General features: G+C 66.4%; 19 protein-coding genes. 7 read left to right on the forward strand and 12 right to left on the reverse strand.

The window, feature by feature from the left end; all coding sequences use genetic code 11:
* The gene (locus NP4_RS21390; RefSeq protein WP_068000500.1) at nucleotides 1–747 is read left to right on the forward strand and encodes an ABC transporter permease; all 747 of its coding nucleotides are present in this window, start codon (nucleotides 1–3) and stop codon (nucleotides 745–747) included.
* Nucleotides 748–751: 4 nt separating this feature from the next.
* Here the strand turns inward: NP4_RS21390 and NP4_RS21395 are convergent, their stop codons facing one another.
* Nucleotides 752–1,423 (reverse strand): response regulator, encoded by a 672-nt coding sequence (locus NP4_RS21395; RefSeq protein ID WP_068000504.1) that lies wholly within the window; start codon nucleotides 1,421–1,423, stop codon nucleotides 752–754.
* Entirely contained in the window at nucleotides 1,420–2,583 is a 1,164-nt protein-coding gene (locus tag NP4_RS21400) for a sensor histidine kinase (protein ID WP_169813778.1), read from the reverse strand. Before NP4_RS21400 ends, NP4_RS21395 begins: the two co-directional genes overlap by 4 nt.
* A 157-nt stretch (nucleotides 2,584–2,740) precedes the next feature.
* Between NP4_RS21400 and NP4_RS21405 the strand changes: the two genes are divergently transcribed.
* Nucleotides 2,741–3,172 (forward strand): hypothetical protein, encoded by a 432-nt coding sequence (locus tag NP4_RS21405; RefSeq protein ID WP_147287908.1) that lies wholly within the window; start codon nucleotides 2,741–2,743, stop codon nucleotides 3,170–3,172.
* A 17-nt stretch (nucleotides 3,173–3,189) separates the two neighbouring features.
* On the opposite strand, the gene NP4_RS21410 is transcribed toward NP4_RS21405, so the two are convergent.
* A complete protein-coding gene (locus tag NP4_RS21410; protein WP_114755573.1) occupies nucleotides 3,190–3,861 on the reverse strand; it encodes a histone deacetylase in 672 nt (223 codons plus the stop codon).
* A gap of 98 nt (nucleotides 3,862–3,959) precedes the next feature.
* Between NP4_RS21410 and NP4_RS21415 the strand changes: the two genes are divergently transcribed.
* Entirely contained in the window at nucleotides 3,960–4,571 is a 612-nt protein-coding gene (locus NP4_RS21415) for a maleylpyruvate isomerase family mycothiol-dependent enzyme (RefSeq protein WP_068000729.1), read from the forward strand.
* Here the strand turns inward: NP4_RS21415 and NP4_RS21420 are convergent.
* Entirely contained in the window at nucleotides 4,552–5,292 is a 741-nt protein-coding gene (locus tag NP4_RS21420; RefSeq protein ID WP_245997533.1) for a class I SAM-dependent methyltransferase, read from the reverse strand. The two genes, NP4_RS21415 and NP4_RS21420, sit on opposite strands and share 20 nt — an antisense overlap.
* Nucleotides 5,293–5,311: 19 nt before the next feature.
* On the opposite strand from NP4_RS21420, the gene NP4_RS21425 reads away from it, so the two are divergent.
* Nucleotides 5,312–5,710 (forward strand): hypothetical protein, encoded by a 399-nt coding sequence (locus tag NP4_RS21425; protein ID WP_068000513.1) that lies wholly within the window; start codon nucleotides 5,312–5,314, stop codon nucleotides 5,708–5,710.
* A gap of 6 nt (nucleotides 5,711–5,716) precedes the next feature.
* Here the strand turns inward: NP4_RS21425 and NP4_RS21430 are convergent, their stop codons facing one another.
* The 3 genes from NP4_RS21430 to NP4_RS21440 all read right to left on the reverse strand — a co-directional run bounded on the left by NP4_RS21430 (nucleotide 5,717) and on the right by NP4_RS21440 (nucleotide 8,878).
* Nucleotides 5,717–6,604, reverse strand: a complete 888-nt coding sequence (locus tag NP4_RS21430; RefSeq protein WP_068000516.1) for a hypothetical protein — start codon at nucleotides 6,602–6,604, stop codon at nucleotides 5,717–5,719.
* A 249-nt stretch (nucleotides 6,605–6,853) separates the two neighbouring features.
* Nucleotides 6,854–7,816, reverse strand: coding sequence for a DUF8129 domain-containing protein (locus tag NP4_RS21435; RefSeq protein ID WP_068000519.1), 963 nt, complete (start codon nucleotides 7,814–7,816; stop codon nucleotides 6,854–6,856).
* A gap of 120 nt (nucleotides 7,817–7,936) precedes the next feature.
* On the reverse strand, nucleotides 7,937–8,878 hold the full coding sequence (locus NP4_RS21440) for a phosphotransferase (RefSeq protein WP_068000522.1): 942 nt from the start codon (nucleotides 8,876–8,878) through the stop codon (nucleotides 7,937–7,939).
* Nucleotides 8,879–8,932: 54 nt separating this feature from the next.
* Between NP4_RS21440 and NP4_RS21445 the strand changes: the two genes are divergently transcribed.
* Nucleotides 8,933–9,916, forward strand: coding sequence for a GlxA family transcriptional regulator (locus NP4_RS21445; RefSeq protein WP_068000526.1), 984 nt, complete (start codon nucleotides 8,933–8,935; stop codon nucleotides 9,914–9,916).
* Between the two features lie 44 nt (nucleotides 9,917–9,960).
* Entirely contained in the window at nucleotides 9,961–10,683 is a 723-nt protein-coding gene (locus NP4_RS21450; RefSeq protein ID WP_068000529.1) for a DJ-1/PfpI family protein, read from the forward strand.
* Between the two features lie 86 nt (nucleotides 10,684–10,769).
* On the opposite strand, the gene NP4_RS21455 is transcribed toward NP4_RS21450, so the two are convergent.
* Together NP4_RS21455 and NP4_RS21460 are read right to left on the reverse strand one after the other, a co-directional pair.
* Nucleotides 10,770–10,949, reverse strand: a complete 180-nt coding sequence (locus tag NP4_RS21455; protein ID WP_068000532.1) for a carbohydrate-binding module family 14 protein — start codon at nucleotides 10,947–10,949, stop codon at nucleotides 10,770–10,772.
* Between the two features lie 179 nt (nucleotides 10,950–11,128).
* A complete protein-coding gene (locus NP4_RS21460; protein WP_068000537.1) occupies nucleotides 11,129–11,503 on the reverse strand; it encodes a helix-turn-helix domain-containing protein in 375 nt (124 codons plus the stop codon).
* Nucleotides 11,504–11,531: 28 nt separating this feature from the next.
* Between NP4_RS21460 and NP4_RS21465 the strand changes: the two genes are divergently transcribed.
* Nucleotides 11,532–12,221 (forward strand): methyltransferase domain-containing protein, encoded by a 690-nt coding sequence (locus tag NP4_RS21465; protein WP_068000540.1) that lies wholly within the window; start codon nucleotides 11,532–11,534, stop codon nucleotides 12,219–12,221.
* Between the two features lie 51 nt (nucleotides 12,222–12,272).
* On the opposite strand, the gene NP4_RS40080 is transcribed toward NP4_RS21465, so the two are convergent.
* From NP4_RS40080 to NP4_RS21475, 3 genes are all read right to left on the reverse strand, one after another.
* Nucleotides 12,273–12,383 carry a DUF397 domain-containing protein gene (locus tag NP4_RS40080; RefSeq protein ID WP_082876075.1) on the reverse strand — a complete coding sequence of 37 codons (111 nt, stop codon included), beginning with the start codon at nucleotides 12,381–12,383 and terminating at the stop codon, nucleotides 12,273–12,275.
* A gap of 51 nt (nucleotides 12,384–12,434) precedes the next feature.
* Nucleotides 12,435–13,328 (reverse strand): helix-turn-helix domain-containing protein, encoded by an 894-nt coding sequence (locus NP4_RS21470; protein ID WP_169813779.1) that lies wholly within the window; start codon nucleotides 13,326–13,328, stop codon nucleotides 12,435–12,437.
* A gap of 149 nt (nucleotides 13,329–13,477) precedes the next feature.
* A complete protein-coding gene (locus NP4_RS21475) occupies nucleotides 13,478–14,941 on the reverse strand; it encodes a flavin-containing monooxygenase (protein ID WP_169813780.1) in 1,464 nt (487 codons plus the stop codon).
* Nucleotides 14,942–14,945 lie beyond the last annotated feature (4 nt).

Genomic DNA, 14,945 nt, shown 5'->3' on the forward strand with positions numbered 1-14,945 from the left:
ATGTCGACCCACCTGCTGCCCCGATGGATCGGCCTGGACCTGCGCCGCATCGCCCACAACGGCCGCTTCGCGGCCTTCTCCCTGATCCTGCCCGCCCTGTTCTTCGTGATCTTCGGCATTCGCGACGATCTGAAGACCTACCACTACCCCGGCGGCAATGCCACGGCCTACGTGATGGTCTCGATGGCGGCCTACGCCTCGGCCATGGCCTCGACCTCGGCCGCGGCGCAGATCTCGGCCGAACGCTGGCAGGGCTGGGTGCGCCAATTACGCGCGCTGCCACCGTCGTTGCACAGCTATGTGGTGGTGCGCGTCGCGGTCGCTGCGGTCCAGGCGGCGATCTCGGAGATTCCGGTGTTCGCGCTCGGGGCGCTGCTCGGCGCGCAGATGAATACCGCGGGCTGGATTCTGTGCCCGATCGTGTGCTGGCTCGGATCGATGATGTTCGCCGCCTTCGGCGTCGTCATCGGATTCACCATGCGTTCCCAGAACGCCATGCAGATCGTCGGGCCCGGACTGACGCTGCTGGCGGCCCTCGGCGGGTTGTTCGTGCCGATCAATTCCGGTCCACTGCAGATCGTTTCGGCCGTCTCACCGCTGTACGGCGTCGGCTTCCTGGCCCGCCAGCCGATCGTGCAGTCCACCGCCGTCGCGGGCGCGGTCGTCAACATCACGGTCTGGTTGATCGCGGCCGTACTCGCCAGCGGCTGGGCGGTGAGCAGACTGGTCGGGCGAACCGTGCGATAGTCGCCTACCCGCCGGGGCATCGCGGTGTGACCAGACCGGATTCGTAGGCGGCCACGACGGCCTGGGCGCGGCTGTTGAGTTCGAGTTTGGTCATCACCCGGTTGACATGGGTCTTGACCGTGCCCTCGCTGATACTCAGCCGCCGGGCGATGTCGTTGTTACCCGCCCCGGTGCCGACCAGCCGCAATATCTCGCGCTCGCGCGTGGTCAGCGCCTCCAGTTCGGGGCACAGCGCGGGTTCGGCCGATTCGCCCTGCCGCAGATAGTTCTCGATCAGCCGCCGGGTGACCGTCGGCGCGAACAGCATGTCCCCCTCGGCGATCGACCGGATCGCGCCCAGCAGCCGTTCTGGTTCGGAATCCTTGAGGATGAACCCCGACGCGCCCGCGCGCAGCGCCTGGAAGACGTACTCGTCGAGGTCGAAGGTGGTCAACACGAGAATCCGCGGCCGCGGATCGCATTCGGCGAGGATGCGACGGGTGGCGGCGATGCCGTTGACGCCCGGCATGCGGATATCCATCACCACCACATCGGGTTTCGTCTGCGCGGCCAGCGCCACGGCCCGCTCACCGTCACCGGCCTCGCCCGCGACCGACAGATCCGGATCGGCGTTGAGCAGGGTGACCAGGCCCGCGCGGATCAGCGGTAGATCATCGACGACAAGTACGCTGATCATCCGCCGGGTAAACCTCCGAAGCACACCGACCAGGGCACCGCCAACTCTACCGTGTATCCCCCTTCGGCCCGCGGCCGCGCGATGAGCGTTCCGCCGTAAACCCGCGCGCGCTCGCGCATTCCGAGCAAACCGTGTCCGCCCGCGGCGGGATCCCGCGCGACGATCGAGCCCCGGTCGTTGGTGACGGTCGCGGTCAGCTTCCGCGAATCGCGATGCACCGCGACGGTGACCCGGCACGGGCCCGCGTGCTTGATGACATTGGTCAGCGCCTCCTGGATGACGCGATACACCGTGAGCTGCAGGCCCGTCGGCAGATCGTCGACCGATCCGGTGATTGTCAGGGTGGCGTCCACGCCTACCCCGCGAACCCGCTCGATCAGCGCCTCCAGCCGACCGAACCCGGGGGCCGGTTCGGCGTCGGGCGGGGAATCACTGGTGCGCAACAGCTTCAGCACCCGACGCAACTCCTCCAGGGTTTCCCGGCTGGTGTCGCCGATGGTGTGCACGGCGGCCCGGGCCGCGGGCGGGTCGCTGTCGAAGACGTACTTCGCCACCCCGGCCTGCATGGAGATCACCGAGATGTGATGGGCGACAACATCGTGCAGCTCCCGGGCGATCTCGATCCGTTCCTGGGAGACGGCGTGTTCGATGCGGAACCGCTGCTCGCGCCGCAATTGCTCGGTGGCCTCGGCCAATTGCCGATTGCGCAACGCCAGCCGCCGCGACACGCTCGCCAATACCCACACCACCGGCGGCATTCCGAGTCCCTGGGCGATCGCCACCGCCGCCGGTATGTCCGGTAGCCAGGCGCTGTAGAACAGCACCGCCCCGAACAGCACCGCACCCACCGCCGTCTGCCGGACCGAGCGCGTCGCCGCCAGGGTGTAGAAGGCCACCAGCGGCCCGTACACATTGAAACTCGGGTAGTAATCCAGCGTCAGGTACGCCAGGTACCCGGCCGCCGACGTGACGAGCGTGAGCATCGGCGCGATCCGACGCGCCGCCAGCGGCAGGCAGACCCACCCGGTCAGCAGGAACGCCCACGGATCGAACCGCAGAAATCCCGCCGGTTCATATGCGCTGCCCACCCAGCAGGTGGCACCGAACAGGATCAGGGCCACGGCCGCATCCATGATTCGCGGATTGCGCCAACTCAGCACGGGCCCATCGTATGAGACCCGGCGACAACACAATTGCATTCGGGTGACCACTACAGCCCAGGTTTACCCGAGATCCTTTCCTGGATGGATGTGCCCGGACGCCGATCTGTAATAACGTGTTCGGCGGGTGGGGATTCACCGGGGAGGGTGAAAAACGATGGCTGGGCAAGCGAAGCCGGCGCCGAGGGCGGAGGGGACTCCCGGACTGCCGGGTACCGAACCCTATATCTGTCTGATGGTCGTCGAATCCGACGATCGAAAGCCCGGCGGGTCGATCCGTTGCGGTTTCGTCGTCACGGCGCGGGCCGCGCCGAAGCTGACCGACGCGATCATCGCCGAACTACCGGCGGTCGGAACCAGAAGACCGAGTTCCGGGTGGATCCATATCGCGCAGACCCGTTCCAGATTCGGGCCGGACGGCATCACCCGGTTCCGGCTCGGCTGGCAGGATGTCGCCGGGAACGGTCGCTACCTCATCACACCCGGGCTGCCGCCGATCGCGGTCGCGACCGATACGAAACTGCTGCGGGCGCTGATCGATACCGGAATTGCCCAGGTGGCGCGAGCCATTCGCGAAGAATACGAATGAGCCATAGGCGCAACCGATTACGGCAATTGCCAGGGCAGTTCGGCGAGCGCGGCCAATTCCGCGGCGTCGTACTGTCCGTGGACCCCGGGCAGGGCGGCGAGGTATTCGATGACCCGCTCTTGGTCCCACTCGTGCGCCTCGCGCAGCCCCGCGGCGAGCATGGCGAGATATCCCGGCGCGGGACGACGCAATCGTACCGTCGCGGGATCCCAAGGCGCGGTGAAGGTTACGATCGGACACCCCTCCAGATCTCCGACGTGCAGCAGCGTTTCGTAGCGTCCGGATCCCAACCGCAGGCATCCGGCGGCCAGCAATTGATCCAGATCCGGTTCGTACCATTGCCCCGGCACCCGGTACATCTCCTGGGTGAGCAGATCCGCGAACTGCGTGCGGCCGAGCAGATATCCGCGCGCCGCGGCCCCGACCGGCCAATCGGGCTCGGGGCTGTCGGCATAGAACGCGACGCCACCACCCCACACCGGGCTCTGCCAGGCGAAGTAGATCGTCCCGGGCAGGCGCAGCGGCACGGTCCGCCGCGGCGGTGTGCCGTCGCGGAATCCGGGATAGGTGTGCGCGGTCCAGGGCGGCGTACCGCCCGCGATGTAGTACGCCAGCCTGCGCGCGTGGAGATTGGAACCGTATGCGGCGTACCAGATGTGTCCGTCGTCGATGGATTCGATGATAGTCACGCCGGTCGCGGCCGATGAGTTCGCGCGGCCCGACCGGTCTGCACTGACGAACCCGGCGATCGAGCGGAGGAGAAACCGTGCGGGACGATGTGTGGTCGATGGTGCACGCGGAGCGCTGGGCGCTGATCGAGGATCTGTCGCGGCTCGACGACAAGCAGTGGGAGACGCCGTCGCTGTGCCCCGGCTGGAGTGTGCGCGAGGTGGCCGCGCATCTGGTGAACGCGGCCCGCACAACACGGCTGAGCTTCGTAATCGGGCTCGCCCGCGCGGGATTCGACTTCCACCGCCAGAACGCGCGCGGGGTGGCCCGTGAGCTCGGCGCGTCGCCGCAGGAGACATTGCGGCGGCTGCGCGGGGTCGCGGATCGGCGGAGCACTCCCCCCGCACCCCTCGACACCCGTCTGGTCGAGGAGGTCGTACACGGCGAGGACATCCGTCGCCCCCTGGGACTCACCCGCGCCTACCCGCAGGACGCCGTCCTCCGCGCGCTTCGCCTACAGGCGCGCACCTCGGCATCCTTCGGCGGCGCCAGGGAACTGCTGCGCGGCGTCCGGGTGGTGGCGACCGACGCCGATCTGTCGATCGGAGACGGTCCACAGGTGCGCGGGGCCGTCCTGCCGTTGCTGCTGGCGGTCAGTGGTCGGCCGGTGGGACAGGACGAACTCGACGGGCCCGGCGTGGCCGCGTTGCTCAGAACACGAAACGATTGAGCACGTCGTAGTCACGCAGCGGGGTCGCGCAGACCAACCGATACATCAGCCGTTGCGCGGTGGCGGGAATCTTCTCGTACCCCGCCAGCGCCGATCGACGGTCCAGCAGGCGCAGTCGCGGATTCCATCGTTCCAGGTCGTGGCCGTCCCGAATGCCCCAGGTGACAATGCCTTTGGTGAACAGTTTCGACAGCCGCGGACCCATGGGCGACAACGTGTCGAACAGCATCTCTCCCTGCGGAAACCGATCGGTCAGCCGCCGGAGCAGCGCGCGCACCTCGGATTCGCGCAGGTACATGAGCAGTCCCTCGGCGACGATCAGCGCGGGACGGTCGGTCGGCGTCTGTTCCAGCCAGCCCGCATCGGTCACCGACGAACCGATCATGCGATAGCCGTCACCGTCGCTGTAGAGCTTGCGCCGCAAGGCCACGACGCCGGGCTGATCGACATCGAACCAGCGCACCTCGCGCGGCGGCCGCAGCCGGAACGCCCGCGTGTCCATACCGCAACCCAGATGCAGTACAACGGCATCGGGGTGACGGCCGAGAAACTCCGCGCACCAGGCATCCAGCTGCGCGGCCCGCAGGGCGACCACCCATTGATTCGTCCCGGGCCGCATGGCGCGATGCATCCGGGCCCAGTCGTAGTCGATCCGGTCCACCGCCGCCGCGTCGTCGCCGAGAACAGGTCGCGAGAACCCTTGCGGCCCAGCAATCTTCACGCGCATCTACCATGAGTCCATGACGGGTACGCCAGAACGATTCGGTTGCGCAGCCTGCTACGGGGACGACGAGCACGCGACGTGGCAGCACTTCCGGAACAATTGCCCACGCGACCGCAACCTCGTCGAGGACTCGCATTTCATCGTCGGCCTGCTGCACTGTGGGCAGTGCGATCAGCGATTCGTCTCGGTCTTCACCGAATTCATCGACTGGACCGCGGGCGAGGACCCGCAGTACACCACGATCATGCCCCTCACCGAATCCGAGGCCACCGCCCTGCTCGACGGCAGTCTGCAGGTTCACGCCATCGGCGACCTCGGCGCGAATCGCCAACATCTGCACCATGATTGGCCCTCGGGCACACCTCCGCAGCTGTCCTGGGGCCGTGGGAGGTTCCCGATCGTCGAGGGCCGCTGAGCGCTCTCAGCGCAGATCGCAGTCGCCGCCCAGGACACGGTACGCGAGGGTGGTGAGATGTTCGCCGGTGACGAACGAGCGGGCCCGCATCAGCGACAGCGCCACGGCGGGAGAGCAGCCGTGATCCGCCGCGACCATTCCCATCGCGCGGTGCAAGACCAGTAACCCGTCGTCATCGTCGGAGGCGGGGGCGCGAATGCCGAGTTCGGCCACATCACCATCGTCGAGACCGTTGAGTATGGTTTCGATCAGCGCATCGGCCAGGCATTCGGCGGCCCGGGGCATATCGAGATCCAACTGCGGCCGGGCAGCGAAGGCGCACAACGCACCGCTCTGCGCGCCCGCCCCGAGAAAGGGGACCGCCACCACCACGGCAATGCCCAATTCGGCTGCGGCCGGGCCGAATATCGGCCAGCGATCGATCATCTCCGCACCCACGGCCGTCACCGGTCGCCGATCGGCCACCGCGGACCGGGCCGGACCGTCGCCGAGGGTCAATTCCACATTCTGAGCCGTCCACGACAGTCGATCCGACGCCGCGACCATGACCTCACTGTCCTGCCGGTCGAACAGCGTCAGCCCCGCGCTGTCCATCGATAATTCGGACGCGACCGCGGCCATCAACACCGGCAGGACATTCTCCTCGGGACGCTCCGACCAGCGTTGCAGCTGCATCGCGTGGTGGCGATACAGCCGAGCGCACGCCCGATGCCGATTCTCGATTTGCCTGTGCAGATGGCCCAGGCGCAATCGCAACGACCGCAGGCTCTCGGGAGGAAGTCGGGCCTCGTTCTCGAACCGCGCGGCCACTCCGGCGGCGCGAGCCGCCCGCCGGAGCTCGTCGCTGAAGCGGGCCCACGCCCGACCCACCGAACTCTCCGAATCGGATGACATCAGCGATAGCCTGATGCGCTCATGATGGAAAGTCTGTCCCGAACAACACCCCCAACGCAACGCACACTCCGCAGCGAATCGATTTTCACAGCTCGATTCGTTCGATTTTCGGTCCCCCGGTTTCGGACGTTATCGACGCGGGTAATCAACTGCCTCGCTCGCTACCCGAAAGCCTTACGACTCGGGTTATTTCGATGACATAAGACGGGTCGGCCCGGACAGCGTCCGGGCCGACCACGGTGATCTCGGTCAGTTACGCCCGGTGACTTCCTGGGCGATGGCCGCGAGGCGGGTCTGAGTGGCCGAGACCACGCCCTGACGGTTCTTGTTGGCCTCCTCGTAGGCGAGGATCGCGCGCAGGTCGGACGGGTCGGACAATTCCTTGATCGCCGCGACGGCCTGGTTGACGGTCAGCTCGTCGTAGCGCGGGACGGGCAGCTCATCGGGTTCCAGGACGCCGGTGGCGGTCCGGACCGAATGCAGCGCATCGGCGGTGGCATCGGCGCCCTCGCGACGGGCGACCCGTTCGGCGGCCTCCAGCGCGGCGTCGCGGGAGGCGGTGACGGTCTTGACCGCGACACCACCCGCGTGTGCGCCGCGCGCGAGCAGCTCGCTGAGCGCGGGCGGGGTGGTCCGGAAGGCGTCCAGGGCCCGGTCGATGCCGCGAGCGGACAGGGTCACCGGGATATTGACCAGCTTGACCGCGGTCCCGGCGGCCGCCTGAACCGGGGTGCGGCGCAAGGCCGCCGGTCCGCCGAGGGCATCCTCGGCCAGAACCGTGGTCAACCACTCCACGGTCGCGGTGTGCGCGGTGATCAGCCGCTCCGCCAGGGCCGTGACCTCCGGCTGCTGTGCCGTGGTCGCGAGGGCCTTCAGGTAGCGGGCGCGGTCGAGGAGCTGGTGTTCGAGCATGAGGTCGCCCAGCAGGGCCTCGTCGAAGGGCTGGGCCTGTTCGACCAGCGCCTTGACCGCCGCGACCGCGCGGCCCAGCAGGGGGCCGACCAGCTGCGGGACGCCGCCCAGGCCGCGGATGGCCGCCTCGATCGCCTCGGCGCGGGCGCGGGCATTGTCGGCGTTCTCGGACAGTTCGCGACGTACCGCCTCGGTGCGGGCCTGCGCGATTCGCGTTGTGGCGATCTGGATTTCGGTGTTGGTGAGATCGCGGACAGCGCGCAGCTGAGCCAGCAGAGTTGTGGTGTCGTGTGTGCTCATGGGATCTCGTCCTTCAACGTTGACGCATAGAGGGGGGCGCAACGGTGCACCGCTATCGGGACTACCCAGCCTCGAGGGCGGGTAACAGATAAGAAGGGGCGGGTAACGGATGGGAGCGAATCAGAGCGACACGGGAACCCCGTCGGCGAGCCACTGGCGGATCTGCCGCGCGGCGCGGTCGGCGACCGGGTGGCCGGGCGCTCGGGTGACCAGATCGCTGAGGGCGAACATATCCAACACCCGACCCAAGTAGCCGAATTCGGCTGGGGCGCCGAGATCTTCGGGAAGGTAATCGGCGAATGCCGCGGCGAAGCCGCGCAGGAACGGCTGCGGATAATCACCACCGAAGCGGACCATATTGGCGGCATCGGCATACGGACAACCCGAATAGCTGAACTCCCAATCCAGTACCGCATCGACACGCCAACCCGCCGAAATACGGCTGACGAGTAAGTTTTTCGGATTCATATCCGAATGCACCAGGCGGGCTTGATCATCCACCGCCGCCAGCGCCGGCGCGTGGGCGGCGCACAGTTCTGCCCATTCGGCGCGCTCCGACAGTTCCAGGCGCTCATCGGGAGTCGCGGTCATGCACCGCTCGGCGAACACGGGCAACTGCTGCGACCACGGCGGCTCGGCCGAGAGGGTCAGCTCGGAATCGCCGAAGAATCCCGGCCGATCGAATCGCACCGCGCTGATACCCGCCGCCACCCGGCCGACCTCCTCGCCCAGGACGTGAAAATCCCGGTGGCTCAGGGTTTTATCCGTCAGCACCCGGTCGAGCGGCGTCCCCGCCACATAGTCGAGCAGCATCATCGAATGCGGTTCGTCGGCCGACGACGCCGTCACGGCGATCACCCCCGGCACCGGAACATGCCGCCCTGCCGCCGACATGACCGCCGCCTCGATCCCGTGCTCACCCATCCCCATCCGAACCACCACCGAGCGCTCGGACAGGACGAACAACCAAGTCTCGTGCGAGTATCCACCCGCCAGCACCCGGCGCTCGAGCACCCGGTCGCCGAGAATCTCACCGATCCACTGCTTCTCCTCCCACCGCATACGCTCAGTGTTCCTCATCGGCCCCGGCCGCGGAAAGATAGCTACGCTGTCGCCATGCCCGCTTCCCCGCGACTGGTGCAGCTGGTGGTCTTCGACGGCTTCCAGTTGCTGGATCTGTCCGGGCCCGCGGATGTCTTCAACGCCGCGGCGGTACTGAGCGGCAAACCGCTCTACGACCTGGAGATCGTGGCCGCGCGACCCGGACCGATCCGAGCGTTCAGCGGCCTTGAGGTCACGGCGACCCGCACGCTCGGCGATACCGCGGCGACCGCGGACACCCTGATCGTGACGGGCGGGTTGACATTCGATCCGGCGCGGTCCGATACCGCCCTGGTCGAGGGCATCCGCGACAGCGCGCGCCGGACCCGGCGCATCGGATCGGTGTGCACGGGAGCGTTTCTCCTGGCCGAGGCCGGCCTGTTGGCCGGGCGTCGAGCGACCACGCACTGGGCGGGTGGAGCGGTGCTCGGTGAGCTGTATCCCGATATCCGCGTCGAGCCGGATCGGATCTACGTCCGCGACGGGGAGATCTGGACCTCGGCGGGAGTCACCGCCGGTATCGACCTCGCCATCGCCATGGTGGCCGACGATCACGGCACCGATCTGGCCCGGGAGATATCGCGCTGGCTCGTGGTCTATCTACACCGTCCCGGAGGACAGAGTCAGTTCAGCGCCCCGGTCGCGGCCGGACCGCCACGCCGGACACCGATGCGCGCGCTGCAGATATGGATCGAGGAGAATCTCGCATGCGATCTCACCGTCGAGGCCCTCGCACGGCAGTCGGGTATGAGCACACGCAACTTCTCCCGGGTATTCGCCGCCGAATTCGGTTCCACCCCAGCCCGTTACGTCGAGCGGGCGCGCGTCGCGGCCGCGCGACGTCTGCTCGAGACCAGCGATTACACCCTGGATCGAGTGGCGGCCGAGGTCGGGCTGGGCAGGCCGGAAACGCTCTATCGGACATTCCAGCGTCAGCTCGGCGTGGCTCCGGGTGAGTATCGGCAGCGGTTCGCCCGTCGCTGGCCGGATCTGCAATAAATGTGTCGTGGCGGCCGCCCGGTCCGCTCTCGCATGCTCGATGCATGCAGATTGCGTTCGTGACCTACCCCGGAATGACCGCGCTCGATGCCATCGGCCCCTACGAGGTCCTGCGCGCACTTCCGGATGCCGAGGTGCGTTTCGTCTGGCACGAGATCGGCCCGATCACAACCGATTCCGGCGTGCTGATGCTGGGCGCCACCCACTCGTTCGCGGAAACGCCCGCACCCGACATCGTCCTGGTTCCGGGTTCGGGGGCCGCGACGGCGTCCACCGCGCGGGATGAAGGGCTCCTCGACTGGTTGCGGACGGTCCATGCGACGACATCGTGGACGCTGTCGGTGTGCAGCGGCGCGGTGATCCTCGCCGCGGCGGGACTACTGGAGGGCAAGAGCGCGACCACCCATTGGCGCGCACTGGATCTGTTGCGGCCGTTCGGGGTTCGACCTCAGGCGGACGCGCGCATCGTCCACGAGGGCAAGATCGTCACGGCCGCCGGTGTCTCGGCGGGGATCGACCTGGGACTTTTCATGGCGGGCGAGATCGCCGGGCGAGCGTACGCCGAGGCGATCCAGCTGTCCCTGGAGTACGACCCGCAACCGCCGTTCGACTCGGGGCATATCAGCAAAGCGTCGCTGAAGACCAAGGCCCAGGCGCACAAGATCATGATGCGGCACGGCATGTTCCGCCCGGCCGAGATCACGGCGGCCACGAGGTTGGCCTGGGATACGGCCTTGTCGCGGCTGTCCGCACGCGTTCGCGAATAACTCCCGCGGACGACCATCGCCGAACTGCGCGAGCGGTTCGATCTCGAGGGCGCGATACGTTCCTGCCGACGATGCACCAGCGGGGTCTAAACGCATTGCCCCCGTTCAGGGTCGAAGTGCGTGTCCGGCGGGCAATTGCGCTCGTAGGCGTTCGTCCGGGCGACGCACGACATGAACTTGGTGGTGTCGCCCGTCGGGTGGGGGTAGTTGCCGTCCTCTTTGTCCGAACAGTCGTACCAGTCGACCAAGCGATCTTCATCAGGCATGAGTGAATCCCTTCTCAGTGCTGGTATCGGGTTGCTCCATCAGAGCACGCGAACAGTGTTCGGTGTCGGGCTTTCCATGAAGCGCCCCTCCTCCCGGGCGCGTCGGCCGCAGGTCGAATGCCCTGCGGCACAACCGTTCCGACACGCCGGAAACAACTCACCTCCACGTGAGACACGGTCTAAGGCCGCAGTCGGTCGGTCAGGAACCCTCGGAAATGCGGGCAGGTCATGATGTCGTCGTGGGTGCATTCGCCCGAGAGCATGTCGAGTGCGGCCTGGGCTCGGGCGATTCGGGCCAGCAGCTCGTCCCGGTGGCGGGCGATGAGTTCATTGCGGGCCGGGGCGGAACGGGCGGCCAGGATGGTTCGGATGTCGGCGAGGCCGAAGCCCGCGTCCTTGGCGATCAGGATCGCGGCCACCCGGTGTACGTCGGCGTCGGTGTAGCGGCGGCGATCCCCCGCGCGAGCCGGGGTCAGCAGACCTTCGGACTCCCAATGTCGCAGCACATGGGTCGGCAAGCCGAACCGGGCCGCCACCTCACCGATTGACTTCATGTGCACATTAAGTCGCAGACTGATCGACATGTCTACACTGCTCAGCCTGCTCGACGCCTTCGACGAACTGCCTCAGGCCCGTGACGTGCGTGAACGGACCTATCAGGGATTGGGCGACGCGGTGGTCGATGTCGGTTGCGGGGGTGGGCGGGCCGTCGGCGAACTGCTCGCGCGCGGGGTGCGGGCCATCGGCATCGATATGGACGCCGACATGATCGCGGCCGCCGTCGAACGCTGCCCCACAGGCGAATTCCACGTCGGCGACGCCACCGCGCTGCCGCTGGACGACGGCTCGGTGACCGGCTACCGCGCCGATAAACTCCTGCACTCGCTCCCCGAACCCGAACTGGCCGTTCAGGAAGCCCGCCGAGTCCTGGCCCCGAACGGCCGCGCGGTCCTCACCGGCCAGGACTGGGACACCTTCCTCATCGACTCCGACGATCCGGCCCTGACCCGCAGCCTCATCCACGCCCGCGCGGAGCGCGTATCCCACCCACTGATCGCCAGACGATACCGAAACCTTCTGTTGGACACCGGCTTCACCGATATCGTCGTCGAAATACACACGATCGTGTGGACCGACGCCACGGCGCTGCACATGCTCGCCAATATCGGCGGCGAGGGCGCGTGGCTGGACGAGCAGACCGCCCGGGCGCGCGAGGACCGGCTGTTCGTGGCCCTGCCGATCTTCGTCGTCTCGGGCATACGCGCGGATTGATGGAACCCGGCCACTTTCCCATGATCGGATAGAGCCCTGCCGACGGGACGATCAGGCTCGGTCGAACCCGCCGCCGCGCAGGCTCGCGGTGAACTCGTCCCACTCGGCGGGGGTGAAGATCAAGGCCGGTCCGGCTGGGTTCTTGGAGTCGCCGGGGCTCATAGCACTACTTTACCCGGCACAAATGTCGTAGCCTTGAGCACTAAGCCAGACTCATGCTCCGTACTCTTTCGCGAGCCTCAAGATCCGGAGGCGTGATTCATTATGGTCCAGCGCTATACGATCGATTTCTTTAGCCGCGTATCGGTACCGGCTCAGCTCCGCTTCGCGTTCCAGATACAAATCACCCACGAACCCCTCGACGTACACCAACGGAGGCTCGATCAGCTTGGTGAACGAGAGCTCTGAGAACTCGAGGAAGACGAAGGGGCCTGTTGTGGAACCGAGGTGGTGTCGAGCGTCGAAGGGCACCAATCGAATCGAGACGTTCGGCAGCTCCATGCGAGTCAACAGATGCTCCATTTGTTCTGCCATTACTCCGCGGCCGCCAACCTCGTCTCGCAGCGCAGCCTCGGAGAGGAACACATTGATCGTGAACGCACCTTCCTCCAGTCGCGTCCACCTGTGCCGGGCGATTTCTATTCGCTTCTCAATCGTTTCGGGAGATATTTGAGGATCCTCGGTCCAGGCTAGAGCGCGCCGATACTCCGGCGTCTGAAGCAATCCCGGCAAGAGCGCATGCCGCCATATCATCAACTGACGGACTGACTCCTCGAGGTGGAGATAGTACTCGAAGTGATAGAGAACAGCATCGGCGTGAGCGCGCCACCACCCGCCGCCCTGCTTGCCGATCACCCGGGCCTCAGATGCCAGTGCCAGGATCGTCCGGCGCTCCTCATCACTGACCCGGTAGCCATCACACAGTGCGTTCATGAAGAGATCGTTCGCAGATCTGAGCGACAGTCCGTCTTCCAGACGTCCCATTGTCTGCGGCGATATCCCGATGATACGAGCCGCCTGTGCCTGGTTGATCCTCGCCCGCTCTCGCATCATGTTCAGCTGCCGTCCCAGTGTCCGACGCGCGAGAGTAGAGCCCACTGCTGCCATGTCGTGAACCTCGCTAAACATCGAGTAGTTTTTTGGAAGGCCCCACCATGGAAGTCTTCGCTTAGCAAGGGGTTTCGCCGAACGAGCGCTTCCGCAGCCCAGGATAACCGGAGTAAAACGGAAAGCAACAACAGAATCGGAGAATCGATTTACGAAAGGACTGATCGCGCAACTGTTTTCGTGGCGCGCCGCTGGGCGGCGACGTCGCGATAGCGCGCGGGGCCGAAGGTTCCGAAGTACTCGGTGAAGATATTGCGAGTGCGGCGGGTCGGCAGGCCCATATCCGTCAGGAGGGCATCGATGTGGCGGGTGAGGTGCTGGCCGATGTAATAGCCCTGTGGGCGGGCGGGGAATTCCGCGGCGAGCCAATCCTGCGCTTGCTGGATCTCGGCGGTCATCTCCGCGGTGGTCGGTAATACCAGCTCGCCCGCGAAGACCTGAGCGAGCCAATGCGCGGACATTTCGGCGGTGAGCGTGCACGCGGTCGAGCTGGCGAAACCGATACAAGCCAGGCGTGGTTCGGTGGGTGAGAGGATATGGCGGTACAGCGCGAAACGACCGCCGGGGGCCACCGCCTCGCGCAACTCCGGTGCGAGGAACCGGAGATCCTGCCGGAATCCCGTGGCGCAGACGACAATATCGGCGGTTACGCGCTTACCGCTCGCCAACACCACCTCATCGCCGTCCAATGCCGCCACCCTATCGCGCAACATATCCACGCGACCGGCACGCGCCAGCGAATAGAACTCCGAGACGAAGCCGAGATTGTCCCGGCCGCGATCGAATGGTTCATCGGGCACCATCGCGGCGGGCATGCGCAGGAGCGTCCGGAACAAGCGGCCGATGAACCGCCAGAACAGCCACGGCAGTACCGCTCCCGGCCCGTGCAGGAAACGCTCCACCCGGTTGAGCCGATAGTACGGAACGAACATCTCGGAGATACGTCCCAGCGTGAAATGATCCGTGGGAATCCCACCGGGCAGATAACGTGGCACCATCCAGTGCGGGCGACGGAATACCAGCGTGGACCGTCGCCCGTACTTGGCGGCCCAGGTGGCGGCGTCGAGCGCCGACTTCCCCGCACCGACCACGACGACGCGCTTGTCCTCGAGCAATGCCGGATCGGTGACCGTGCTGGAGTGCATGACAGCGCCGGTAAAGCTCTCTCCCCCTTCGAATTCCGGCATTACCGGCACGGAATAGGTCCCCGCGCACACCACGACGTAATCGCAGTCGAGCCGGATCGCACCGTCGGGGCCGCGCGCCTCAACCTCGAAACCGGTGTCGTTGCGCTCCACTCGGAGCACCTCGGTCGACAGCCGCAGCAGGTCACCGAGTTCGAACCGGGCGACATACGAGCCGAGATAATCGCGCACCTGCTCGGCGGTGGGAAACTGATCGGCGGAAGGATCCCAGAGATGGTCTGTATAGACATAGGTCTGCTGCGAATTGTTCGTGCGCAGACCGGGATACGCGCGTGATTCGGCCCAGACGCCGCCGATCATGGGCTCTTTCTCGATTACCGTGACATCGAACCCGTCGTCGCGCAGAATGCGTGCGGTCACCAGACCGGAGATGCCCGCACCGACGATCACGACGCGTCCGAATTCCACCGAC

It is taken from the genome of Nocardia pseudobrasiliensis NBRC 108224 (assembly GCF_001613105.1).
Lineage (GTDB): Bacteria > Actinomycetota > Actinomycetes > Mycobacteriales > Mycobacteriaceae > Nocardia > Nocardia pseudobrasiliensis.